Annotated in this window: 20 protein-coding genes and 1 tRNA gene; 15 read left to right on the plus strand and 6 right to left on the minus strand. The window is 49.7% G+C overall.

The features are described 5' to 3' along the window. Positions 1-13 precede the first annotated feature (13 nt). From ACAW75_RS13920 to gldB, 4 genes are all read right to left on the minus strand, one after another. A complete protein-coding gene (locus ACAW75_RS13920) occupies positions 14-1,828 on the minus strand; it encodes a MutS-related protein (RefSeq protein ID WP_370729339.1) in 1,815 nt (604 codons plus the stop codon). An 18-nt stretch (positions 1,829-1,846) separates the two neighbouring features. Next, positions 1,847-2,257, minus strand: a complete 411-nt coding sequence (locus ACAW75_RS13925) for a Fur family transcriptional regulator (protein WP_370729340.1) — start codon at positions 2,255-2,257, stop codon at positions 1,847-1,849. Between the two features lie 92 nt (positions 2,258-2,349). Beyond that, the gene (locus tag ACAW75_RS13930; RefSeq protein ID WP_370729341.1) at positions 2,350-4,167 is read right to left on the minus strand and encodes an ABC transporter ATP-binding protein; all 1,818 of its coding nucleotides are present in this window, start codon (positions 4,165-4,167) and stop codon (positions 2,350-2,352) included. 83 nt (positions 4,168-4,250) lie between these two features. Further along, the gene (gene gldB, locus ACAW75_RS13935) at positions 4,251-5,270 is read right to left on the minus strand and encodes a gliding motility lipoprotein GldB (RefSeq protein ID WP_370729342.1); all 1,020 of its coding nucleotides are present in this window, start codon (positions 5,268-5,270) and stop codon (positions 4,251-4,253) included. Positions 5,271-5,311: 41 nt separating this feature from the next. Here gldB and ACAW75_RS13940 point away from each other — a divergent pair, with 41 nt between their 5' ends. From ACAW75_RS13940 to ACAW75_RS13950, 3 genes are all read left to right on the plus strand, one after another. Then, positions 5,312-6,130, plus strand: a complete 819-nt coding sequence (locus ACAW75_RS13940) for an outer membrane beta-barrel protein (protein ID WP_370729343.1) — start codon at positions 5,312-5,314, stop codon at positions 6,128-6,130. A 78-nt stretch (positions 6,131-6,208) separates the two neighbouring features. After that, positions 6,209-7,660, plus strand: a complete 1,452-nt coding sequence (locus ACAW75_RS13945) for a DEAD/DEAH box helicase (protein ID WP_370729344.1) — start codon at positions 6,209-6,211, stop codon at positions 7,658-7,660. Positions 7,661-7,707: 47 nt separating this feature from the next. Further along, on the plus strand, positions 7,708-8,598 hold the full coding sequence (locus ACAW75_RS13950) for a tetratricopeptide repeat protein (RefSeq protein ID WP_370729345.1): 891 nt from the start codon (positions 7,708-7,710) through the stop codon (positions 8,596-8,598). Positions 8,599-8,737: 139 nt separating this feature from the next. On the opposite strand, the gene ACAW75_RS13955 is transcribed toward ACAW75_RS13950, so the two are convergent. Next, the gene (locus tag ACAW75_RS13955) at positions 8,738-9,769 is read right to left on the minus strand and encodes a toxin-antitoxin system YwqK family antitoxin (RefSeq protein ID WP_370729346.1); all 1,032 of its coding nucleotides are present in this window, start codon (positions 9,767-9,769) and stop codon (positions 8,738-8,740) included. Positions 9,770-9,941: 172 nt separating this feature from the next. On the opposite strand from ACAW75_RS13955, the gene fcl reads away from it, so the two are divergent. Continuing rightward, positions 9,942-10,883: a GDP-L-fucose synthase gene (gene fcl, locus ACAW75_RS13960; protein ID WP_370729347.1), complete on the plus strand. Its 942-nt coding sequence runs from the start codon at positions 9,942-9,944 to the stop codon at positions 10,881-10,883. A gap of 95 nt (positions 10,884-10,978) precedes the next feature. Here fcl and ACAW75_RS13965 read toward each other — a convergent pair whose 3' ends face one another. Next, complete coding sequence (locus ACAW75_RS13965) at positions 10,979-11,611, minus strand: acetyltransferase (protein WP_370729348.1); 633 nt, start codon at positions 11,609-11,611, stop codon at positions 10,979-10,981. Between the two features lie 93 nt (positions 11,612-11,704). Between ACAW75_RS13965 and ACAW75_RS13970 the strand changes: the two genes are divergently transcribed. From ACAW75_RS13970 to ACAW75_RS14020, 11 genes are all read left to right on the plus strand, one after another. Next, on the plus strand, positions 11,705-12,574 hold the full coding sequence (locus ACAW75_RS13970) for a UDP-2,3-diacylglucosamine diphosphatase (RefSeq protein WP_370729349.1): 870 nt from the start codon (positions 11,705-11,707) through the stop codon (positions 12,572-12,574). Positions 12,575-12,580: 6 nt separating this feature from the next. Further along, positions 12,581-13,714, plus strand: a complete 1,134-nt coding sequence (locus tag ACAW75_RS13975) for a glycosyltransferase family protein (RefSeq protein WP_370729350.1) — start codon at positions 12,581-12,583, stop codon at positions 13,712-13,714. A gap of 108 nt (positions 13,715-13,822) precedes the next feature. Then, positions 13,823-16,261 carry a penicillin acylase family protein gene (locus ACAW75_RS13980; protein WP_370729351.1) on the plus strand — a complete coding sequence of 813 codons (2,439 nt, stop codon included), beginning with the start codon at positions 13,823-13,825 and terminating at the stop codon, positions 16,259-16,261. An 8-nt stretch (positions 16,262-16,269) separates the two neighbouring features. Further along, a complete protein-coding gene (locus tag ACAW75_RS13985; RefSeq protein ID WP_370729352.1) occupies positions 16,270-16,629 on the plus strand; it encodes a hypothetical protein in 360 nt (119 codons plus the stop codon). Positions 16,630-16,666: 37 nt separating this feature from the next. Further along, on the plus strand, positions 16,667-17,266 hold the full coding sequence (locus ACAW75_RS13990) for an OmpH/Skp family outer membrane protein (RefSeq protein WP_370729353.1): 600 nt from the start codon (positions 16,667-16,669) through the stop codon (positions 17,264-17,266). A gap of 479 nt (positions 17,267-17,745) precedes the next feature. Continuing rightward, entirely contained in the window at positions 17,746-18,213 is a 468-nt protein-coding gene (gene smpB / locus ACAW75_RS13995) for an SsrA-binding protein SmpB (protein ID WP_370729354.1), read from the plus strand. A gap of 100 nt (positions 18,214-18,313) precedes the next feature. Further along, positions 18,314-18,832, plus strand: coding sequence for an HNH endonuclease (locus ACAW75_RS14000; RefSeq protein WP_370729355.1), 519 nt, complete (start codon positions 18,314-18,316; stop codon positions 18,830-18,832). Positions 18,833-19,062: 230 nt separating this feature from the next. Then, positions 19,063-20,847, plus strand: coding sequence for a 30S ribosomal protein S1 (rpsA, locus tag ACAW75_RS14005; RefSeq protein WP_370729356.1), 1,785 nt, complete (start codon positions 19,063-19,065; stop codon positions 20,845-20,847). A 113-nt stretch (positions 20,848-20,960) separates the two neighbouring features. Continuing rightward, positions 20,961-21,034: transfer RNA gene (locus ACAW75_RS14010), tRNA-Cys, on the plus strand. Positions 21,035-21,284: 250 nt separating this feature from the next. Next, complete coding sequence (locus ACAW75_RS14015; RefSeq protein WP_370729357.1) at positions 21,285-22,607, plus strand: c-type cytochrome; 1,323 nt, start codon at positions 21,285-21,287, stop codon at positions 22,605-22,607. A 45-nt stretch (positions 22,608-22,652) separates the two neighbouring features. After that, a complete protein-coding gene (locus ACAW75_RS14020; RefSeq protein WP_370729358.1) occupies positions 22,653-25,763 on the plus strand; it encodes a TAT-variant-translocated molybdopterin oxidoreductase in 3,111 nt (1,036 codons plus the stop codon). Positions 25,764-25,790: the final 27 nt, after the last annotated feature.

Consider the following 25,790-nt stretch of genomic DNA (forward strand, 5'->3'; position numbering starts at 1 on the left):
CTAAAGCCTGAAACTAAAGCTCAATACCAATCGCTTTCATCAATTCGCTGGCGTTGAAACGCTGACAAATACCAGCGCGGAGTTGATAATCGAAGGTCACTTTACCGGCAAGAATGTCGGACTGGAAGTGGTAGTTCTGAACGAAATCAACGGTTTCACCCAATTGACCTAATTCCAGATCATGCGTTGACACAAAGCCTGACGCACTCGTTCGGTGAAGTTGGCGTATCAAAGCCTCGGCTCCTTTGTGACGGTCTGCCGAATTGGTTCCTTTCAGAATTTCGTCCAGAAAGTACAGGATTGGCAGTGAATGATACACAGTGCCTTCAGCAACCTCTCTGTTGTCGTTTTGGGTAAGTTGAATCAGCGTGCGTAATCGCTTCAACTCCGCATAAAACGAAGAGGTGTTTTCTTCGAGCGAATCCTGCGTCCGCATGCTGGTGTATATCTGAACGGGTGAACAAACAAAGCGTTGTGCGGCTACTACTGCTCCTGCCTGTGCCAATACCGTGTTCAGAGCTATGGTGCGTAGAAAGGTGCTCTTGCCCGACATGTTAGAGCCGGTGATCAGTATCGTTTTGCCGCCCCCCTCAAAAGATAGTGTATTGGCTATCGCCCGGCCCGGAGGAATCAGTGGATGAACTACCTGCTGGGCAGCAATATGCACGGTGGTATCTTCTAACAAATCAGGCTGTGTGTATTCAGGATGTGCCGCCGCAAAACCCGCCAGGCTGTTCAGCGCCTCTGTTTCGGCAAGGGCTGCAAACCAATCGGCCAATGCTGGACCATGTTGAGCGCGCCAGCGATTTAGCGCTATCAGGTAATGGGCGTCCCAAAGAGAGGGCAGGCCTATGAAAAGGTAGAAATAAGGATTTCGGCGAAAATTGAAATTCTCAGTTAACTGAGCTAGTTGATGAATGGATTCAGAGGCTGTCGCTCGTCCTGATTGTAATTGGTTACGTAGATCGGCCAGTAAAATAGATTCGCCGGGCGCGCGCTCAACAAAGCGGAAAAGATCAGCAAAGTCAGACAACGACTGAGCAATATCGTGCGTTTGTTCGCTAACCTGTTTGGTTGTTGCCTGGAGTGGACTTAAAACAGCCCCGTGCAAAGCCAGCGCCAGCAATACGGCAAAGCCAGGTACGTACCCTAGTCCCCAACTCACCAGTAGGCCGAGTGTCAGCACCGGTAAGATAAACCGGGCAACGTTGATCCAGGCCGGCAGGTACGTTGTGCTGGTTGCCCAGGTACGTAGGCCAGCCGTAGAAAGGCCAATCTGCTCATTCAGCATAGCCGTAGCCTCTATGTCCTGCCGCCAGTTGATGTGAAGTGTCAGTGCGGCTACTGCCTGCTGGCGTAGAAAAACGATGTGTGGTTGAGCCGGTTGTAACAGGTACTGGGCCAGCCGTACGGCCCCATCGTGTGTATGTGTCCGGTTAAGGAGCCGGAATAAAGAGTGCTTTCCAAATACATCCAGATCATGGGCATAGGCATGATCGTTAGGTGCGAAAGAGAGGCCCGTTTCTGGCCGGACGAAATGCCGGTTAAGTCGTTGCTGCTCATCCTTATTGATTGCCACCAGATGACGGTTTATATCGCGGTGCCGACGTATGGCCCGGTGCCAGCTCATCATTCGGGCGAAAACCACCAGGGCAACGAAACCTGATATAAGGGCCCAACTTGTCTGTTTATTAGCCAGCAATAGCCAGACCGTCGCCACAGACAGCCCGAACCAGAGTAAACGCCAGATAGCTAGTTGATTGTACCGCTGCTGATCGGCATCGGCCTGTTGCTGGAAACCGCGTTGACGGTCAGAAAAAATGGTCATTCGTGTGGAGGTACAGGGCTACACGCACTCAGGGCAGGTCCCCTGAATGAGCAGGTTTGTTTCCTGCCGACTGTAGCCATCGGGCAGTGAGATGGCGGGGATCTGAACATCATCCAGGCAGGTGGTCTGGCCACACTGCTGGCACTTGAAATGAACATGGTCGTGATGATGATCGCCTTTGCCACAGGTGGTTCGGCAGAGGGCATATTTGGGGTCGCCCGCATCATCGAGCACTTTATGCACAATGCCTTTATCGAGGAATGTACGTAATGTTCGGTAGATGGTTACCCGGTCATGATCGGGGCCTAGCCGTGACTCGATATCACCATGCGCCAGCGCATGGTCGGTCTGCAGAAACAAATCGAGCATTTCCAGGCGGTTGCTGGTGTGCCTCAGATCATGATCTTTTAACGTCTGTGCGGAGTTCATGGAGAAGATTTTAATAGACAATGACCGTTGGACTAGTCCACACTAACTCTGCCAAGGGCCAGCAAAAGGCCAGCAGCGCTAGTGGGCCTTACTCATTGTATATGCTCAGTGGTTTCGAATTGCAATTTAACCAGATTGGCGTACAGACCATCGTTGAGCAGGGCGAGTTCATCATGGGTACCCTGTTCGGCTATAAGTCCATCGCGCAGCACATAAATCTGGTCTACTTTTCTGATGGTGGCCAGGCGGTGCGCAATGATCAGCGTTGTCCGGTTCTGCATCAGTTCATCCAGCGCTTCCTGCACCAGTCGTTCCGATTCGGCGTCCAGTGACGAAGTAGCTTCATCAAGGATCAGAATGGCCGGATCTTTCAGAATGGCACGGGCAATTGCGATGCGCTGACGCTGACCACCCGATAATTTGACGCCCCGCTCTCCGACAATCGTTTGCAGTCCTTCGGGAAAAGAGTCAATAAAGCCAATCGCGTTAGCCCGGCGGGCTGCTTCTTTGATCTCGTCGGCGGTAGCTTCTGGCTTACCATACCGGATGTTTTCTTCGATGGTACCGCCAAACAGCATCACTTCCTGCGGAACAATAGCGATATGCTGCCGGAGGTTCGTTACGTCATAGTCGGTGATTGACAAGCCATCTACGGAAATCTGACCACTAACCAGCGGATAATAGCGCATCAGGAGCTGAGCAATGGTTGATTTGCCCGCGCCACTTTGCCCAACCAGCGCAATTTTCTGACCTGCTTCAGCCTTGATGGAAATACCCTTGAGCACTTCGATATCCGGGCGGGACGGATACGAGAACCGGACGTTAGTAAAAGCCACATCACCAGCTATCGGTTTGGCGAGTGTTGCTGGTGGCGAAACAATATCTACCTCCGGATTTTCATGCAGTAGATCGAGAATGCGCTCCGAGGCCCCAATCATTCGCTGGATTTGGGCGTATAGGTCGCCCATACCGGCAACTGACCCGCCGATAAAGGCCATCAGGAACAGAAACGTGATCAAGTCGGCCAGTACCATTTCGTGGCTGATGACCAGATTGCCGCCATACCAGAGCACCCCCACGATACTGCCAAATAGCGCCGAGATCACAAACGAGACAAACGCGCCCCGATACCGGGCTGACCGCAACGCAATACCGACCACCCGACTGAGCGCCGAGCTATACCGCTGGGCTTCGTAGCGTTCATTCGTGAAGGCTTTTACTACATTAATGGCCTGCAAGGTTTCTTCGACAATGACACTGGCTTTAGCCAGCTCATCCTGCGCCTGCTTCGACATTTTCCGGATGAACCGCCCGAAGAACATAGCCGCAATGATCAATAGTGGAAACGTGGCCAGCATAAACAGCGTCAGCTTCCAGGAAAGATACAGGATGGCCACCGTGCCGAAAATGAGCGTGGCGATCTGACGGAAAAATTCAGCCAGTGTCAGCGACAATACATCCTGCAACTGCGATACATCGGAGGAGAGGCGGCTGGTTAGCTCACCAACGCGCCGCTGCTCGAAAAACGGGATAGGCAGTGTGACCATTCGGTTGTAGACTGCTTTTCGGATATCGGCCATCGTTCGTTCGCTTACCTGGGCGAAAAAATAGATGCGGAAAAACGAAAAAACAGCCTGCCCAATCAGAACGGCGATGAAAAACAGAATGATCTGGTTGAGGGTAAACGCTGATTTACCGTCGAGTACGTTGGTTACTTCACGGATGATCAGGCTAAAGCTGAGCGTTGTGGCCGTAGACAGAAGCAGGAATATAAACCCAACTATGTATTGATTGCGATAGGGTTTGACGAACGAAAACAGGCGTGCTGCCCGACGCAGGCTGGCGCCATTTACCTTTTTTTTGTCTTCTTCGGGGGCTTCTTCTCCGAAATTTCTACCTCGTTTTGCCATTTTTTAGAAATGTCATTAGCTGTGCGGTCATTAAGTGGTCATTATTCATTTTCGCATTTAATGACCGCACAGCTAATAACGTTTTATAATTCATCTTTTTGCCCTTTATAACCCGACTCCTGAAAAATTTGCCGGGCATTGGCAGTTTTCATTAACGCCTGAATCGATACTTTCTTTTCGTCGTAGTAACGGCTGGCAATGCGCCAGCCTAGCCAGTCGCCAATACGGCCAGGACAGCGGTTGCCAATCTCGGCCGTAAAGGGTCGCTCGCCCATGTAGCGTTTCTTAATGTCGGCGTTGGTCTGGTATAACAACTGATTATCGATGAAATGTGCCCAAACCTGGTCCTGCGAATTAAACGTTTCGGTCAGTTGGCGGTCTGAATAACCAATAATGAGGCTGTCAGGAACTTCTGGTAGCATGGTACGCGTGAAAACCAGACTTTTACCGTTATAGACCATGTCGGCTAGCAATGACTGATCGGTATGGTCCTGCGCGTTGAACCGGTCAGAAAGTAGGCGCACAATGGTAGGCACGATATAGGGCGGAGCGTAACGACGGAGTATATACTGCGGAAACTCGTCGCCGCGAGGGCGATATTTGGCGGTTGGCCCGGCAAAGTAGTCTAGGCCAATCAGGATAAGACTATCCGTAACGACCAGATCAGGGCCCATAAAGCCCGTAATGAAGGTGGCTACGCGTGGTTTTTTGAAAGCCGGGAAATCACGCTCAATATTGGCGAAGGCTTCGGCGAGTTCACCAGCCAGCTGGTTGGCATCGCCAAATTCGGCTTGAGTCTGTTTATAGAGCGTGTTGAGTTCCGCGTTGCTGACCCGTGCCATGAGCTCGGCAACGAGTGCCGTATCCGAAGCAGGGTCGCCAGGCTGGTTGGTCACGTTAAAGTACAATTGCGCTTCGCTACGATGTTTTGTCAAAAAAGCGCTAACATCGGCGGGCGACTTACTGGAAAAGAGTGCCTGATCGAGCCGCTCGATAGTGACAGATTCAGGTTTAGTACAAGAATTGATTAATATAGACAAAAGAAGGCTCAGGCAGGCTGTCAGTAAATAGACAAACCGGCGTGGGTTACCCTTAACTCCCATGTGTGATGGCATTTTTAGCTGTCTTTGAAACGTGCAAAATTATGGAAAAAGTTGCAGCCCCCGGCCTGCTTCTTGGGGCCCTGGCTGTCCTGCTGAGCGTATCGCCTGTTTTAGCGCAACTGCGTCGAGCGGGTACGTCACCAACACAACGTCCTGCTACCGCGGTTTCGCGTGATTATCAGTTCGAACGAGATGAACGGCGCGCCAATAAGCTCGATGATTTCGCCCGGCCTACTCACCTGATCGAAATGAGCTTCCGATTCGCGCCCAGCTTTTCGTACAACACGGCCGAAGGAGTGGGAGCCTATAGTCAGTTTCAGCCAAACGGGATAGGCGTGCGAATGAGTGTTGGTCCAACGCTCGACTACTTCTTTTTCAAAGACCGGTATGCCTTCAGCTCTGGTCTGTGGTACACCATCAAGCGGTCATCCTTTGTAATTCCGGGTTCCTTTGGGCAGGATGTGTTCCGTCCGGGTCAGGCGCCGGGCGAGTCGGTTTATAATTTGCAATACCTGCAAATTCCATTGACGGTAAAGATGTACGCCAACGAAATCAGTCCGAGCCTGCGTGGCTATATCCAATGCGGTGGGTTGCTCGATATCAAACTGGCCGAAAAAGCGCTTGATCAGGTTACCAACCCCTTGTACAAGTATGCCTCGTCGGGTGGGGATTACCGTCGGCAATACGGGTTTGCCGACGTTGGTGTGTTACTCAGTGCAGGTGTTCAGTATAAACTAAACGCGGTCAATGCCGTGAATGCAGGCTTAAGTTACCAACGGGGCCTCTTAAATGTTTTCCGCGATAATGGGCTCGAATCGCGTAATAACACGGTCGCTATCGAGCTAGGGTTCAAATTCTAAGGAACGTACCTGGCGTGTACAACGCACTACTTCACTGCTTTGGAGAAAGCAGAGACGTGACTTTCGTACCTTTGTGGTATGAATGCATCACCAACTGAGCCAACGCCAGAGAAAACGCCGTCGTTTGATGACTTTGCGCTCAATCGTCAGTTACTCAACGCTGTAGCCGAAGCCGGCTATACTGAACCTACGCCTATCCAGCAAAAAGCAATTCCAACCATCCTGGGGAACCACGATGTGCTGGGTATTGCGCAAACCGGGACAGGCAAAACGGCCGCTTACCTGTTACCCGTGTTGATGCGGATCAAGTTTGCCCAGGGTGTGAACCCACGGGTACTGATTCTGGCCCCTACCAGAGAACTGGCCATGCAGATTGATCAGGCGATCAGCGAACTGGCCAAATATACCGACATCCGCCACGTAGCTTTATACGGTGGGCTGGGGCCGAAGAAACAAATAGAACAGCTACAGGCTGGCGTCGATATCATCGTGGCCACACCGGGGCGCTTCAACGACCTGTATCGGGCGGGTGAAGTGGTGACGAAAGACCTGAAAACGATGATCCTCGACGAAGCCGATAAAATGATGGACATGGGGTTTATGCCTCAGATTCGGGCTATTCTGGAGGTCATTCCCCGCAAGCGGCAAAATCTGCTCTTTTCGGCTACTTTCCCTGATCGGGTTGAGCGGTTATCGTCTGAATTCCTCGAGGCCCCTGTTCGGCTGGAAGTGACGCCGGAAACCATGACGGCGAAAATGGTTGATCAGGTGATCTACGAGGTGCCCAATTTCCGGACGAAGATCAACCTATTGAATTACCTGATCACGCAGGATACATTTCAGCGGGTTATTGTGTTTGCCCGTACGAAAACCAACGCCGAAAACATCTATAAATTTCTGGCCCGAAAAGTGTTTGAGGCAGGAGAAGTTCGTGTCATTCACGCCAATAAAGGGCAGAATACGCGCATCAATTCAATGGAGGCGTTCAAAGAAGGGAATGTGCGGGTGCTGGTAGCAACGGATGTGGCCGCACGGGGGATCGACGTGGCTGAGGTATCGCACGTGATCAACTTCGACGTGCCAATCATCTACGAAGACTATGTGCACCGAATTGGCCGTACCGGGCGGGCCAACCACACGGGTGAAGCCATCACCTTTGTGACAATGGCCGAGCTGTATCACGTTGAGAAGATCGAAAAGATCATCAAAATGAAAGTGCCTCGCCGGTCAATTCCAGACGCTGTAGTGCAGACGGAAACGCCGTTTGACGAGCAGCAGGCCCTGTTACGTGAGGTTGATGAACAGCGTAAGAAAGAAGATCCTACTTTTAAGGGGGCTTTCCACGAGAAAAAAGAACACCCCGGCCGTGACCGGCAGGCGAGGGCAGGAAGCGGATCGAAAAGCCGGATTACAACCGCAAAAAGCAGTAATGGATTAAAAAAATCGAGTGCACGACCAGGCGGTAAACCCGTAGGCCGCTCAGGATCAGCGTCAAAAGGACCAAAAAAACCGCGGGCCGGTCGCCGGTAATCAGCAAGTATGTACTAACTTCAATGCCCCGTCGTTCTACGGTTGCTATGCAAACTCATCGTAAACAGTCAGGATCAGTCTACCAGCCCTACGTCCTAGGTACGTCGTTACGTGCCTGGGAAGCAACTGCCCTGTTGTTATTGCTACTACCCGGACTGGCCCTAGGTCAGGCTCGAACGCCGGTTATGGTTAAGGCAACGAAGCAGGCACCAACGAAACAGTCGGACGTACATGCGCCAGATAGTCATACCGCCGACTTATCAACAGCACGGGAAATTGCTTCGGCTAACTCAGAACCAAAGAAGGCAATAGTGGCTGAACGGGTCATCGACGCCCGTATTTTGCCGCTTTTCGGCGAACGGTCGAAGTCGCCCAGCCAGATTGAAGAGGAGATTCGCTTTCTAAACGACTGCGATCAGAACTTTACGTCGCGGGAAGAAGCCAGTCAGTTCTTTGCCTCGCGGGGTTGGGAGTATATAGGCGAAGCGCAACTAGACACTGCCGCCTACCGATTCAATCTGGCCTACATTCTCAATGATAAAAACCCGGATGTGTACTGGGGATTGGGTGTAGTGTCCTATCAGCGAAACCAGCTTACAGAGGCGGTACGGATGTTGAAGCGAGGCGTTTCGTTAGCAGACACAAATGCCGTGATGATGACCGATCTGGCCACGGTAGAATTGGAACAGTATCAGGCCAAAGCAGATACGGCTAGTCTGGAAGACGCCCGTGAACATCTGCAGAAGGCCCTATTCCTGCGCCCTGACCATGCCCTGGCGTATACCAAGCTATCGATTGCCAGTTACCTGCAGGCCGATTACCGATCTGCCTGGATGTATCTGCATAAAGCCTATAAAATTGAGATTTCGAGTCTCGATCTAACGTACCTACAGGAGTTGCTGGCCAAACAGCCCGACCCACTGGGAGTGTTTAAATAGGAACGTACCTGTTTTTAACCAGAAAGCCCCGTGAAGTTAACTTCACGGGGCTTTCTGGTATAATATGAAGCGTTGTTTTCGTTGTAAGGGCCTAGCTTGCGAAGCCACTTATAGCGAAAGAACGTATAAGGCAAAGGATTTACTGCGCTTCTTCCTCTTCTTCCGCGCTGCTGGTTTTCTCTTTCGGGCGCTCGTAGGTCAGTTTGCCTTTTTCATCCCATTCGGAAAGAACAACCGGTTCAACATCGGCTTCCCACCGATCCTTTGCGTACTGAGTAACCCGACGGCGGAAACGGCGTGTTCCCGTGGCGTAATACTCTGTCCAGCGCCCCACCTTTACGCCGTTGTCGTATTTGCCTTCTTCGGCAAGCTGCCCGTTTGCGTGAAAGGCCAGGTACGTTCCTTTGAGCCGGCCGTATTCGTAGGGAAACACTTCTTTAACCTTCGTGTGCGCCGAATCATAGTAGGTGATTCGCGAATCGGCCGGGAAACCATGATAATACCGTACTTTGTCGGTCAGCATAAACTTGGCATCGTATTTTTCCCATCGGCCATCTTTGGCGCCGAGGTAATAAAATCCCTCTTCGACCAAATCACCATTCTGGTAGCGTTTATAGGGGCCGTGCATCAGGTAAACGCCGGTCATGTCTTTGGTCAGGGGCTTGATTCGCGCTTCTTTGGGGCTGTAACCGAAGGTTTCGCGAACGTAAGGATTAGGATCCTGCCATGTTTTCAAGACGTTGAATTCTTCAACGATCGTGCGGTCGCCAGAACCGATCTTGATGAATTGGCGAATCATGGGTAGGCCTTCGTAGTCGGTCTTGGATACTTTTTTCTTTTCCCGTTTGTCGCCTTTGTTTTTCTTGAATGAGTTGATCTTCAAGCCAAGATCGGGAATACTGCTGCCCAGCATATCGCTCAGCATACTGCCCACCGAATCTTTATTCGGAATACTGCCCGGCAAGCCATAGGCCGTAGTGGAGAGAGGGTTAGCAGCTACAGCGGCCGGGACGCCCGCCTGCTCGGCTACTTTTTTAAGAAAACTGCCTTTTTGCTTTTTCGGTACCGCCACAGGCGGGCCTCCTGCGGTTGTCAGCGCCGAAGGGGCTGTTTGTGCCAGCGTGGTATACGTAGCAAATAGCCCTAGAGAAAAAAGAAAATAACGAAACATGGAGACTAATCTATATGAATACAGTCCTGAATGCCCGGTTTATGAGCAGGCGGGAATCCTTGGTACATAATGGCTGTTAACTTTGCGCCGTTACGGTTGCAACGTGCTATCGTAACGAATATTTCACAAAAAAAGGCCTAACTACACAGAACAGGCCAGGGATTCATTCAAAGTGGAAAAACAGGCTAAAATTTACGTTGCTGGTCACCGTGGGATGGTAGGCTCGGCTATTGTTCGGCACCTCACAGCCAGCGGTTATACCAACATCATTTCACGTACTTCGTCGGAGTTAGATTTGCGGAATCAGGCAGCTGTTGCCGACTTCTTTGCGGAACAAAAACCCGAATACGTATTTCTGGCAGCGGCTAAAGTAGGCGGCATTTTAGCCAACAACATATACCGGGCCGATTTTCTGTATGAGAACCTGATGATCGAGGCCAACATTATCCATAGCGCGTATCAGCATGGCGTAACGAAGTTGTTGTTCCTGGGGTCGTCGTGCATCTATCCTAAGATGGCGCCACAGCCGTTGAAAGAAGATTCATTGCTGAGCGGCTTCCTGGAGTCGACCAACGAGCCGTATGCCATTGCCAAAATCGCGGGTATCAAGCTTTGTGAATCTTACCGCAGCCAGTACGGAGCCAACTTCATCTCAGCCATGCCAACCAACCTGTACGGGCCGAATGATAATTACGATCTACAGGGTTCACACGTGTTGCCTGCGCTGATTCGTAAGTTTCACGAAGCAAAGGTGAACGGTCAGCCGTTTGTTGAGGTGTGGGGAACAGGTTCTCCCTTGCGTGAATTCATGCACGCCGATGACGTAGCCGAGGCCTGTGTGTTCCTGATGAATGCGTACGATGGCGAACAGTTTGTGAACGTTGGTACTGGCGAAGACTTGACCATCCGCAACCTGGCTGAAATGGTAAAAGAGGTAGTCGGCTTTGACGGCGAACTTCGCTGGAACACCGACAAGCCCGATGGAACGCCCCGCAAACTCATGGATGTGTCGCGCCTGCATGCCATGGGCTACAAACACAAGATTGATCTTCCTGAAGGTCTCAAACAGACGTATCAGGACTTTCTTAAGAATGAAGAGGTGTACGTAAGCTAAGCCATTTTTGTACGCTGTTCAATGAATGACAATACCCTGGACGACGCCAAAGGAATAGCGTCATCCGGGGTATTCATTTTGTAGGTTTCTCGGGGTTAAAGCCCTTTCGCCGGGTTACCAAATACCGTAGTATTGGCAGGTACGTTCTCTACAACGACAGAGCCAGCACCAACGCGGGCATTCTTGCCAACTGTTAGGCCGGCAACCAGTACCGCTCCGGTACCAATAAAAGCACCTTCTTCCAGCGTAACGCCACTGTTGATAACAGCTCCGGCCCCAACCTGTACAAAGTCACCAACATTGGCTCGGGTATCGATGATCGCTCCGGAGAGAATCAGGCAATGCTGCCCAACGGTAGCCATCGGGTTTACCACAACACGGGCCGCGATCAGATTACCATGGCCAATAGTTGCCAGCGACGAGATCACCGCCGTATCGTGAATCGCATTGACGGGCTGGGTTTTGCGCCGTTCATTCAGCAGCTTCACCAACTTCTTTCGTACCCGGCCATCGCCAATCGCCACAAACGCTTCGGTTTTCTGGCCTATCAGTTTCAGATAACCCTCATCGTCGGTATCGCCAAGAACGGGTACTACGCCAAACTCCTGACCGTGAAGCGCTTTATCGTCGTCGAGCAGGCCATAGACAACTACGGAATTGCGCTGAAAGATGTCTAAAACGGTGAGGCCGAGGGTGCCTGCACCAAAAATCAAAACGGGATTTTCCATTCGTAATAAGTAGGAAATATTGAGGCTTATATCGTTTTGATTTGGTAACCGACCGATAAAAACCAGTTCATATGTAGCGGGTAAGTTTGGGTCATGAAACAGGCAACGCTGTTCAGGACCATTGTGTTATCCGACCTGCATCTCGGCACTGCCGGATCGAAGGCTAAAGAGGCAACGGACTTTCTTAAAGTCCATTCCTGTCAGAAGCTTATCCTTAACGGCGATATCATCGATGGCTGGCAGCTTCGTCAGCAGGGCGTCTGGAAGAAAAAACACACCGCTTTTTTTAAGGTCGTTTTAAAACAAATCGTTCATCACGATACCAAAGTCATCTACCTGCGGGGTAACCACGATGACTTTCTCGATCAGGTGCTTCCGCTACAGGTAGGCCGCAATTTCCGTATCCAGCGCGACTACCTGTTGAAGTCGACCGGTCAGGCTGGCGAACGAAGCTTCTATGTCACCCACGGCGATGTGTTCGATTCGATCACGTCGCACATGAAATGGCTGGCCTATCTCGGTGATATGGGCTATACCTTCCTGCTCTGGGTCAATAAGCTATATAATCAGTATCGCGCCTGGCGGGGGTTAACCTATTACTCGCTGTCGCAAACCGTCAAACAGCGCATCAAGTCGGCGGTGAGCTATATCTCTGATTTTGAAGAGAAGTTGACCGAACTGGCCCGTGCCCGTCACTGCGACGGCATTATCTGCGGCCACATTCACCAGCCAGCCATCCGGCAAATAAACGGCCTGACCTACATGAATTCAGGCGACTGGGTGGAGTCGCTCAGTGCGCTGGTGGAAGATCATGAAGGCAACTGGAACTTGCTGTATTACTCATCGGAGATGACAGGAAATACCCCTTCAGCAGAAGCTGATGACGCCGAAAAAGACATTCTGATTCCTGATGAAGAGCCCATTCAACACGTCATTCTCGGTGAAGTATTCACGAAACGCTAACCAACTATGCGATTCTTATTTGTTATTCAGGGCGAAGGCCGGGGGCATTTAACCCAGGCAATCTCGCTGGCTCAGATTCTTCAGGCTGCGGGCCACGAAGTAGTTGAGGCGATAGTTGGTTTAGCGGAACGACGCCCGATCCCCGCTTTTTTCGCCGAACAATTCCCGGCTCCGCATACGCCATTAACAACACCCGAGCTGATCTATTGCCCCAATACAAATCGACTGAATGTTGGCGCTACCATCGGTCAGGCCATCAGGCAGTTGGGTACGTTCCGTAGTAGTATGCGACAATTGCATAAGATCATTGAGCGTGAACGGCCTGATGTGGTGGTCAATTTTTTCGAGTTGTTATGTGGGTTAACCTACGCCTTCCATAAGCCCTCTGTACCGGTGGTGAGTGTCGCGCATCAGTTTATGGCGTTGCATCCCGATTTTCCATTTCCGGCCAAAAAATGGCTCGACAAGCTATCGTTTCTGGCGCTGGTTCGGATGAACGCCATTGGTTCAACGGAGTTGCTGGGTTTGTCTTTCGATCAGCAGCGCGACGTACCTGAACGGCGGTTACGGGTGGTGCCGCCCCTGTTACGGGCCGAAATAGCTGGGTTGAAACCAACGACCGATTCGTTTTTCCTGGCTTATACAACCCAACCTGGTCTGCGCTCGGTCGTATACGGAGCTCACCACCAGCAGCCAGGACAGGCACTGCGTTATTACCATGCAGGTATCATTAATCAGGAAGAGCAGGTTGATGATACACTCACTGAATGCCGACTTGATGGTCAGCGCTACCTGACGGATATGGCCCGGTGTAAAGCTGTTATTTCTACGGCCGGGTTCGAGTCTGTTTGCGAAGCCATGTACCTGGGGAAGCCCGTGCTGATGATGCCGCAGCCTAATCATTATGAGCAAGCTTGTAATGCGCTCGATGGCCAGCGAGCCGGGGCTGGAGTGGCTTCTGACTCGTTTGACTTGGATCGCCTGATTGGGTACGTTCCTCAGCATGACCCTAAAGCCAATAAGCGCTTTCGGCAGTGGCAAAGCCGGGTGAGCGGTCTGTTCCTGGCTTCGTTGAATAGGGTAGCTAATCCCGAAAAAACTGGCCGATCGCAGCATGCCGGGCAAATACAAACGGCCTAGTATGGTCACCAAGGTTGCTTAGGTACAGTCGTAGGCAAAGCCACTGCTCATTGATCACTGATAATTGATTGGAATTGCGCAATTTTGACCGAAATCGGTCAACTATTTATGCGTATTCTGAAAGCACTTCTATTTACCGCACTTGCCGCCACGCTTATTTACGCGCTCAACCGAAGCTGGGGGGCTGTTCCAGCCGTTGGGCCATTACTTAGTCCATTTACCGGTTTCTGGCAAAATGCCGAAAAACCTGATCAGCTTCAGGCCAAAGAAATGGACCTGGACGGAACCCGGGAGACGGTTGAAGTCGTATTCGACAGCCTACATATTCCTCATATTTTTGCCAAAAATGACCACGACGCCTACTTTGCTCAGGGCTACCTGACGGCGCGTGACCGGCTCTGGCAAATGGAATTCCAGACGCATGCCGCCGCTGGTCGACTCAGCGAGATTGTCGGTGACCGGGCGCTGGAGCTCGACCGGTACAACCGTCGCCTTGGTATGGGCTTCGCCGCCGAAAAGTCGATTGCTTTCATGCTGGAAGATCCGCGCACGAAAGAGGCTGTCGAGGCCTACACAGCTGGTATAAACGCTTACATTGCCCAGCTAAAACCCGCTGATTTCCCGCTCGAATACAAACTGCTCGGGTACGCGCCAGAGCAATGGCAGCCGATAAAATGTGCTTACTTCCTGAAATATATGTCGGGGGTGTTGGCGTTGGGTGCCGATGATGTGGCCATGACCAATATTCTGGCCAGATTCGGGCCTGATGTTACCCGCGACCTGTTTCCAGACTATCCACATAAAGAAGACCCAATCATTCCGGTTGGGACTAAATGGGACTTCTTACCAGTATATTACCTGAAATCGCCAATGAATCCCAAACCGGGTAAAGGTGATTTCGCCCTGAATTGGCCGGGTTTCGCCTGGCCACGTCACGATCCGGCCATTGGCTCTAATAACTGGGCTATAAGTGCCGAACGCTCGGCTACCGGCTATCCTATCCTGGCCAATGATCCCCACTTATCCCTAAGTCTTCCGTCGATCTGGTACCTGATCCAGATACATACACCCACGATGAACGTCATGGGCGCGTCGATGCCAGGGTCACCGGGCATTATTGGCGGGTTCAACGAGCACATTGCCTGGGGCGAAACCAACGTTGGGTCAGATGTGCTCGATTTTTACAAGATCAAGTTTAAAGACAATAGTCGCCAGGAATACTGGCATGATGATAAGTGGAAGCCCGTCACCCGTCGGATTGAGACGGTAAAGGTGAAGGGCAAGCCCGATGTGATCGATACCGTGTTATATACGCATCATGGGCCTGTCATGTATACGCAGGGGCAGAAGTCGTTTGCTACAAATTTTCCGGTTGGTTATGCTATCCGTTGGGTCGCTCACGATCCGGCCAACGAACTCCTCTGTTTTTACTTGTTAAACCGGGCTAAAAACCATGACGATTACCGGGAAGCACTGATACCATACGGCGCACCAGCCCAGAACTTCGTCTTCGCCGACGTCAATAAAGACATCGCCATTTCGCCAAACGGTCGCTTTCCGCTGAAAAAAAAGGAACAGGGCAAGTTCCTTCTCGATGGTTCTAATCCAGCCGATGACTGGCTGGCCTACATCCCTGCAACTCACAACCCGCACGTGAAGAACCCACCGCGCGGTTTTGTGTCATCAGCCAATCAATCATCGACAGATCCAACGTACCCGTATTATTTAAACTGGCAGTTTGCTCCACCTGAACGAGGAACACGCATAAATCAGCGCCTGAAGGCAATGACGAAGGCTACCGTCGATAGTATGGCGAAGCTCCAGTATGATAATTATAATTTGCGGGCTGCTGCGCTTTTACCGAAGTTGTTGGCGCAGGTACGTTCAGGTACGTTATCGGGCCCACAGCAACAGGCGTTGAAAACAGTGCGACAGTGGCGCTTCAATAATGACGTGACTGAAACAGGAGCCACTATTTTCACGGAATGGGAAAAGCGATTTATGGAGGCAATTTGGGCCGACGATATGCCCAGTGCAGATACTCTACCCACCAAGTTTCCCTCAGCTGACCGGACTATGCGCCTGCTGGATGAAGAGCCAACCGCCCGCTGGATCGATGACACACGCACCCCAACTCGCGAGTCGTTGTCTGATATTGTTACCCGGAGTTTTGTGGCGACAGTAGACACACTGACCAAACGGCATGGCCCGCAGGGTGATAAATGGCAATGGGCGACCACTAAAGCTACCCGTATTGCCCATTTGGCCCGGCTCGATGCACTAAGCGCCATGAATGTACAAGTTGGCGGTGGCGCTTCTGTGGTCAATGCAACGACCACACGAACAGGTCCTTCCTGGCGTTTGGTTGTAGCGCTTGGTCCAACTCCGCAGGGATATGCTGCCTTGCCGGGAGGGCAGTCGGGGAACCCAGGCAGTCATTATTACCTGAACATGCTTGAGCCCTGGCGACTCGGCAAACTCACACCGCTCCAATTCTTGTCTACCCCGAAAGCCACAGGTACGTCTGTTCGCTGGCAACTAAACTAATTCAGAGTATGATACCGATTCTTTTGATTGCGCTGTTGAGCGTATTGGCGCAGCTTATTTTGCCTTGGTGGAGTGTTGCTCTAGTTACGTTTGCCTTTTGCTTCGGTCGGCCCTTAGGCTGGAGACGTGCCTTCCTGTACAGCTTTCTGGGTGTAGGTCTTGTTTGGCTTGGCTATGCAGCGATGCAACATCTACAGTCGGGAGGTGTATTGACCAGCCGAATGAGCGAAGTGATGAAACTGCCAGCCAACCCTATCTATCTGTTACTAATCACGCCGGTTATCGGCGGTTTACTAGCTGGTTTAGCTGGTCTGGCAGGCTATTGGGTTCGGCAGGCGGTATTACCGAGCGTAGCTGTAAAATCGTAGCTTTGTAAATACAAACCATTTCATAATCATTTAGCTCGTGAAGAATGCATCTCTGGCGATCAACGTTGTGCTCGCCATCGCCGTAGCCGTACTGTATTATCTCCATTTCAAGGAACACAAGTCGGATACCGAAGTAAAGGATACCCCCAAGGTTGTAGAGGGTCGTAAAATCGTGTACGTAAACATCGATTCATTAGCGACTAACTACGACTATTTCAAAGACACTCGGAAGGTTCTCGAAAGCAAGCAGTATCAGTTAGAGAATGATATTCAGAGCCGTGGTCGGTCATTGCAAAACGAAGTAGCTTTCTTTCAGCAACGGGCACAGACTATGACGCAGGAACAAGGCCGTGCTGCACAGGCATCGCTCGAAAAGAAAAATCAGGATTTGATGGCCTACCGCGAACAGGCCGCTCAGGGATTGGCTCTGGAGAAAGCTAAAAAAGACGAAGAACTGTACAACCAGATATTCGACTACCTCAAAAAAGTGAATAGCCAGAACAAGTACGAAATGGTACTGGGTTATCAGAAAGGAGGCAACATTCTGTTTGCAGATGGTGGTAGCGACGCAACCAAGCGCATTATCGATGGCTTGAACAAAGAATATAAAGACAAACAGGCCACCACTAAAAAGTAGTGTTTTTCATAAACACAAAAAAGCCAGCTTACTCGTAGGTTGGCTTTTTTGTGGCACACATTTTGCGGTATGTTACTGATTAGGGTAAAAAAGGTAAGCAGTTCTTTTTTTTATATCGAAAGGGCCATTTATCCCCGCTGACATTAAAATTTGGCCGGCTTTTAGCCAGTCCGGCATTGTTTTTGCCTTATCCTAGGTGCCTCACGTTGGCACCTGAAAAGGGCAACGTCTACATCGCTCTGGCTGGTCGATGCCGTATTGGGTCCTGAGGCTGTGGCTTCAATGCCATGTATAAGCGCAAGTTTATGCATGAAACGTTGGCCAGCCGGGCGACTTTCTAACGGTTTTACGAGCATTTGGTAAACTTTCCGAACCCTGGTCATTCGACCGGGGTTCTTTTGTTTATAAACTATTGTTGTGGGTCCACAAGCACTACTAATTAGCTTTGATGCCCTGCAATCACTTAATGATTATCCTGAATGGCCAGCACATCGATTGTTAAACAAGTTGATATCCGAAATCGAAGGGCTTCTTTTGAATACGCGTTTATTGAGACTTACACGGCGGGTTTAGTGCTCACCGGCACAGAGATCAAGTCTGTTCGCCAGGGAAAAGTAAACCTGCAGGATGCTTACTGTCTATTTTTGGGCGACGAATTGTACGCTAGGCAGATGAGCATCTCGGCCTATACGGAGGGGACCTATAACAATCACGACCCGCTTCGAGACCGTAAGCTGTTACTGACGAAACGGGAATTACGAAAGTTATCCGAAAAATTGAAGGACCAAGGGTTAACAATTGTTCCAGTACGCTTGTATACCAATCCAAGAGGATTTGCCAAACTTGATATTGCTCTGGCCAAAGGAAAGAAGATGTACGATAAGCGCGATAGCATCAAAGAGCGCGACGTTACGCGAAACATACAGCGTGGTCAGTATGATGAATAAACGGGACCCTTGGTCAGCTAAAATTTAACAGACTATTGAGCTTGGGGAAATGTGGATAAGTATGTAAATTGCTACGAAACAGAGGACTTACAACCGACACATGGGCAGGAAAGTTTTAGTCTTAAACCAAGATTACAGTGCACTTAGCATTTGTTCCGTTCCTAAAGCATTTTTGCTGGTCTACTTAAGCAAAGCCGAATTAGTCGCTGAATCGGAGGCTTTATTTCTCCGAACTGTTGATAAGGAGTTCCCTATGCCAACAGTCATTCGCCTTCACCGTTACGTGCACCTTCCCTACAAGGGAGTGATGTTGACCCGGCAGAATATTTTTAGACGTGACGGGCACCTATGTCAGTACTGCGGAACCACCGATGATCTGACATTAGATCACGTCATTCCAAAATCAAGAGGAGGCAAAACAAACTGGGATAATTTATTGACAGCCTGCAAGCGATGTAATTCCCGAAAAGGTGATTTCACACCAGAAGAGGCAAACATGCGAATGCGGCACAAACCTTTCAAACCGTCGTTTATTGTCTTTCTGCGTGAGTTTTCCGGCGTGTTGGATGATAGTTGGATGCCCTTCTTAAGTAATAAGCGAGAACGTATATATGATTAGTTGACGAACCCGGCCTAGAGCCGGGTTTTTTGTTGCCGATTAATTGACTGATTAACTATCAATTGTCGAACCTTTTCTGATATAGACTTGCTATCTTTGCAGTCCTTTTCAAAAAAGGCACGCTTGCTTAATTCAGACAGGCAGGTACGTGTAGAAAAATGTTTAATCAAAATTCAGCCTTTGTTGACCCTATCGGCTGACGTAACATTGGGTCGCGTTAAACTAGTTGTATGAGCAAATCGCAGCAAACTGCAAACTTGCCCGAATTTGATTGGGATCGGGCAGACAACAAAGGATTCGGTAGCGGTTATTCCGCCGACGAGCGGTCACGTATGGAGGAGATGTATGGAAATACACTCACCGAAGTAAACGAGAAAGATGTTGTAACGGGTACGGTCGTAGGGATTACTGACCGGGAAATCTTGTTGAACATCGGTTTTAAGTCGGATGGGCTGGTGCCATCGTCCGAATTCCGGGATCTGCCTGACCTGAAAGTTGGCGATCAGATCGACGTGTACATCGAAAACCAGGAAGACACAAACGGTCAGCTGGTCTTGTCGCGTAAGAAAGCCAAAGTAATCACCGCCTGGAAAAACATTCAGAAAGCGCTTGACGAGGACCTTATCATTGATGGTTTCGTAAAACGCCGTACTAAAGGTGGTTTGATCGTAGATATTTATAGCATTGAAGCCTTCCTGCCCGGTTCACAAATCGACGTTAAGCCGATTCGTGACTTCGACATTTATGTCGGCAAGAAGATGGAAGTGAAAGTGGTGAAAATTAATTACGCCAATGATAACGTAGTTGTTTCACACAAAGTCCTGATCGAGAAAGATCTGGAAGCGCAGCGTGCCCAAATCCTGAATAACCTCGAGAAAGGTCAGGTACTGGAAGGCGTGATCAAAAACATGACTAACTTCGGTGTGTTCATCGATCTCGGCGGTGTTGATGGTCTGTTGCACATCACCGATATCTCGTGGGGCCGTATCAGCCACCCATCGGAAGTACTTACGCTTGATCAGCGCGTGAACGTAGTCGTTCTCGATTTCGACGAGGAGAAGAAGCGTATTTCACTTGGTATGAAGCAGCTCCAGGCTCACCCTTGGGACGCTTTGACCGAAGACATTCAGGTTGGTTCGAAAGTAAAAGGCCGGATTGTGAATGTTGCCGATTACGGTGCTTTCCTCGAAATCATGCCAGGCGTAGAAGGCCTGATCCACGTTTCAGAAATGTCTTGGTCGCAGCATCTGCGCAACCCACAGGAATTCCTGAAAGTGAACGATGAAGTGGAGGCTGTCGTATTGACGCTTGATCGCCAGGACCGTAAAATGTCACTTGGTATCAAACAACTCACTGCTGACCCATGGACTCGCCCAGATCTGACTGCGAAGTACGCGGTTGGTACTCGCCACACAGGTGTAGTCCGTAACCTGACTAATTTCGGTCTCTTCCTGGAATTGGAAGAGGGAATCGACGGTCTGGTGCACGTATCAGATCTGTCGTGGACTAAAAAGATCAAACACCCGTCTGATTTCACCAAAGCAGGTGAGAGCCTTGATGTAGTAGTGCTTGAGCTTGACGTTGATAATCGCCGTTTGGCTCTAGGCCACAAGCAACTTGAAGAAAACCCATGGGACACGTTTGAAGATACGTTTACTGTAGGTTCTGTTCACCGGTGCACGATCCTCTCTAAAAACGATAAGATGGCGACGCTCGAACTTCCATACGGGATTGAGGGCTTCTGTACACTACGTAACCTGGCAAAAGAAGACGGTACAATCGCTGAAGTAGGTGAGTCTCTCGATTTCCGGGTAACAGAGTTCTCGAAAGAGGACAAGCGTATTATGCTGTCGCATACTCGTACATGGCAGGACAAGAGCGAGCCAGCTAAGGAGGCTAAGCCAAAAGCGGCTAAAGCTGCCCAGTCAACGTCAGCTCAGCCAGAACGCGGAGCCACGCTGGGTGATCTTAGTTCACTAGCCGCTCTGAAAGAGCAAATGGAAAGCAAAAACTAATCGCTTTATAAGTTGAGCGATGACTTGTTAAAAGGCGTCTTTCACAGAAATGTTGAAAGACGCCTTTTGTTTTTGAGGGTAAAACCCGTACGTTTGCAATCCCAAACCGATAGGGTTCCGTGGCCGAGTGGCTAGGCAGAGGTCTGCAAAACCTCGTACAGCGGTTCGAATCCGCTCGGAACCTCCATCTGATTTAGCCGCTAAGTAGCTAGTACTTAGCGGCTAATTTTTTTGTAGCTGTTTTTAAGTTCGCTGTTAACACTACAGGAAAAGTAGACTTTGAACAAGGCTAGAATAGATTGAATCTAAGTAGAAAAAAGTGGCCTTAAATAGCTTGGAATGGACTTTTGTATTCTGGCAATCGTGGCTTACTTTTGTGGGCCGATGAGGTACATAGGTCAATTATGAAGGTGAAATTTGATTATAAATTAGTCGTTATGAGCCGTTTATCTAGGTTTTGCGGAGCGTTAACACTGGCAGCTCTCCTGCTATTGCAAGGTGGGCAGATGAACGCGCAGGACTCTACAGCAGCTCAAGGGGGCGGCGGTCCTGCAGCAGCGGCACCCGCAGCCGGTGCTGGTGGAGGTGGAGATGTTGCCAAAGGCAAAGAGTTGTTTGAGAACAACTGTAAAACCTGCCACAATGTGAATGCCGAAGCATTAGTTGGCCCTGGCCTAGCTGGTGTTCGGCAACGTACCCCTGGTGATGCCTGGTTACAGAAATGGATTAGGAATTCATCGGCGTTGATTGCAACAGGTGATGCCTACGCCGTTAAGATCTTCAATCAATTCAATAAGACCCAAATGACTTCGTTCACCAACTTTTCAGATGGTGATATCAAGAGCATTTTGGATTACATTGATTCTGAAAATACGCCAAAAGGCCAAGGTCAGTCGGACGCGAATAAAACAAATGTAGGTGGTAATGGAACTGTTCCGGGAACGCTTGCACAAGGCGATTCTTCGTCGGGTCCATCAGAACTATTCACATTTGTATTGGTTGCGCTCCTAGTAGTCATGCTACTTGTGCTGGGCGTACTACTGGTTATCGTAACAATCCTGTCTAAAGCTGTTACGCCTCAAACAGGCGATGCTGTTGGCATGCAGGCTACACCACTTGTCCAGCGTTTGCGCAATGGATTAGTCGGCGCTGTTAACAATTCAACAGTACGGTCGGTGGCTATCTGGTTGTTTTTGTTCGTAGCGACCAAGATGTCAATTGACGGTCTCTATTCAATTGGTATCCAACAAGGTTATGCGCCTAAGCAGCCTATTGCTTACTCACACAAATTGCATGCTGGTCAGTATAAGATCGATTGTAATTACTGCCATACAGGCGTAAACAAAGGCAAATCAGCGCATATTCCTTCGGCTAACATCTGTATGAATTGTCACGGTGTTATCAAGAAAGAATCACCGGAAATCCAGAAGATTTACGCTGCTATTGAGCAAAATAAACCCATCGAATGGATTCGGGTGCATAACCTGCCTGATCTGGCTTACTTCAACCACGCTCAACACGTAAACGTGGGTAATGTTCAGTGCCAGACTTGTCACGGTGAAATCCAGAAGATGGAAGTCGTTGAACAGCGCTCCTCATTAACCATGGGCTGGTGTATCGATTGTCACCGGAAGACGGAAGTAAATACCAAGGATAATGCCTACTACGATAAGTTGGTTGCATTACACCGGAAAGAGACTAAAGAGCCGCTTAAGGTCGCTAATATTGGCGGTCTGGAATGCTCAAAGTGCCACTATTAATTTCTCAACTCAGCCAAACAGAGTATCTCTGACTGGATTAAGTATATGGAACAAGTAACCAAACGGTATTGGAAGGGTGTTGAGGAATTGCGTAATGACGCTATATACGTCAAAAACGCACAATCTGAGTTTGCTGAGCCTTCAGGAAACGATCTGCAAAACCTGCTTGATGGTACCAATGCCCCCCGCCGGGACTTTTTGAAAACGTTAGGTTTTGGTATGGCAGCAGTATCGCTTGCTGCCTGTGAAGCTCCGGTACGGAAAGCGATTCCGTACTTGAACAAACCTGAAGGCACATTCCCTACTATTTCCGACTATTATGCATCAACTTTTACCGACGGTGGTGATCATGCCAGCATTTTAGTTGAGACGCGTGAAGGTCGACCAATCAAGATTGAGGGTAACCCGATGTCGAGCCTTTCAAAAGGAGGTACTACTGCCCGTGTGCAAGCTTCACTGTTGTCTTTGTATGATAACGAAAAGCTGAAAGGGCCAAAACGTGGTGAAACTGATATTGACTGGGCAACAGCAGATAAAGAAATTATCAACCAATTGACCACCATAGCCGCACGGGGTGGTGCAATTCGGATCGTTACATCAACAATTGCCAGCCCGTCAACGAAGGCCGTTATTGCTGATTTTGTGGCTAAATACCCTACAGCGCGCCATATAATGTATGATGCTAATTCGGCATCAGGTATCATTCAGGCTAACCAGGCGTCGTTCGGTAAAGCAGTAGTGCCTTCTTACGATTTCAGCAAGGCCAAGACAATTGTCAGTATTGGTGCAGACTTCCTGGGTACGTGGATCGCCCCGCTGGATCATGCCATGCCTTATGCTAAAACCCGTAAGATTGGTGCTGTAGGCGGTGGAAATAAAGAGATGTCTCGACATTATCAGTTTGAGACAATTCTCTCCATGACCGGCGCTAACGCTGACTACCGGGGTACGTATAAACCGTCTCAGGAAGGATTGGTTGTTGCCAATCTATACAATAAAGTAGCCGCCAAACTAGGAGGAACAGCAGTTAATGCTACGCCTGTTACAGTTCAGTATCTTGATAAGGCAGCTGCTGACCTGATCGCGTCACGGGGAGCTGCGGTTGTTGTTGCCGGTTCAAATGACCCGAACGTTCAAATCCTGGTGAATGCGCTGAATAGTTTGTTAGGTAGCTATTCATCGACGATCAATCTCAATGTGCCGGTGAATTACCGTCAGGGGAATGATCAACAGATGAATGCTTTCGTTGACGAGCTAAAAGGGGGGCGGGTACAGGCTGCTATGTTCTACATGGCTAATCCCGTATACGATCATCCTCGTGGTGCTGAGATTGCCGACGCATTGCCTAAAGTTGGTTTGTCTCTCTCATTTAGCGACCGAGCCGATGAGACTGGTTCGCTCGTAAAGTATATGACACCGGCTCCTCACTTCTTGGAGTGCTGGAATGATACGGAACCTAAAGCTGGTTATTACAGTCTTACTCAGCCTGCAATCACGTATATTTTTAAGACACGTCAGATGCAGTCGAGCTTGTTGACGTGGGCCGGTAAGAGTAACGATTTTCAAACATACGTTCGCAATTATTGGCGGGCTAATATCTTTCCAAAAACAACTGGCTTTGCTACGTTTGATGAGTTCTGGATCAAGTCATTACATGATGGCGTATTTGAGCCCGCTTCGGCAGTAGCAGCGGCCGGAGCAACATTCGCTGGCAATATAGTGGCAGCAGCAGCAGCTGTGAATCAGCGCTACAAGCCAACTACTGGTATAGAGGTAGCTCTGTATGAAAAGGTAGGTATGGGAAATGGCTCTCAAGCTAATAACCCTTGGATCCAGGAATTTCCTGATCCAGTGTCAAAAGCCTGCTGGGACAACTATGCTGCGATTTCGCAAAAAACAGCGTCTGAATTAAAGGTTGAGCAGAATGAAATGCTCAAAGTTGACGTTGCTGGTAAATCAATTGAACTTCCAGTATTAATTCAGCCAGGTCAGGCAGATCAGACAGTTGCTATTGCCATTGGTTATGGTCGGTCGAAGTCTGGAAAGTGCGCTAATGGTGTTGGGCAAAACGCTTATCCGCTTGCCTCAATCGTTGGCGGTACGGTAAGTATGGCGGCTGTAAGCGCTACAGTAGGCGTAGCTGGTGGCCGTCATGAGATTGCCCAAACGCAGACACACGAGACTGTAATGGGCCGTCGGGCTGTGTTACAGGAAGGTATTCTTGCCCGTTACAAGAAAAATCATAAAGAGGGGCGCTATGAGCCGAAAGTAGAAACATCGGAAGGCCCTGTAACGCCAACAGACATCACGCTCTGGCATGGTTACGGTAAGCCAAACCATTCATGGGGTATGGTCATCGACCTCAACTCATGTATCGGTTGCGGCGCCTGTGTAGTTGGCTGTATTTCTGAAAACAATACACCTACAGTTGGGCGCGACGAGGTACTTGCCCGACGCGAAATGCACTGGATGCGGATCGACCGCTATTACAGCAGTGATGCCGATTTTGAAAACATGGGCGCAATCGAAGGGTATCGTGCTCTGGAAATAGCTTCGGCTAACCCTGAAGTGACATTCCAGCCGATGCTCTGCCAGCATTGCAGCAATGCACCTTGTGAAACAGTCTGCCCAGTATTGGCTACGACTCATAGCACAGAAGGCCTGAACCAGATGACGTATAACCGTTGTATTGGCACTCGCTACTGTGCAAACAACTGTCCTTATAAGGTACGTCGCTTTAACTGGTTCAAATACCACGACGAAGACAAGTTCGACTACCAGTTTAACAACGACCTTGGTAAAATGGTCATTAACCCCGATGTGACAGTTCGCGCTCGTGGGGTTATCGAAAAGTGTTCATTCTGCGTACAGCGTATCCAAGAGGGTAAGCTAACTGCCAAGAAAGAACGCCGCCGTCCATTACCAGACGAAATCCAATCAGCATGTGCCCAGGCTTGCCCAACAGATGCAATCATCTTTGGGGATATGAACAATCCTGAAAGCACAATTTCAAAGGTGTTGGAGACCGAATTGAATGAACGCGCTTTCCACGTTCTGGAAGAAATTAACGTTCGCCCGCAGATTGCTTATCTGACCAAAATCCGCAACAAAGAGGAAGGTCCAAAGCAAGAAACTACACAGGAATCACAAGCGTAGGTCAACGTACTAATTGAAAATTTAAAA

Origin of the sequence: Fibrella arboris (assembly GCF_041321095.1) — a bacterium.
GTDB lineage: Bacteria > Bacteroidota > Bacteroidia > Cytophagales > Spirosomataceae > Fibrella > Fibrella arboris.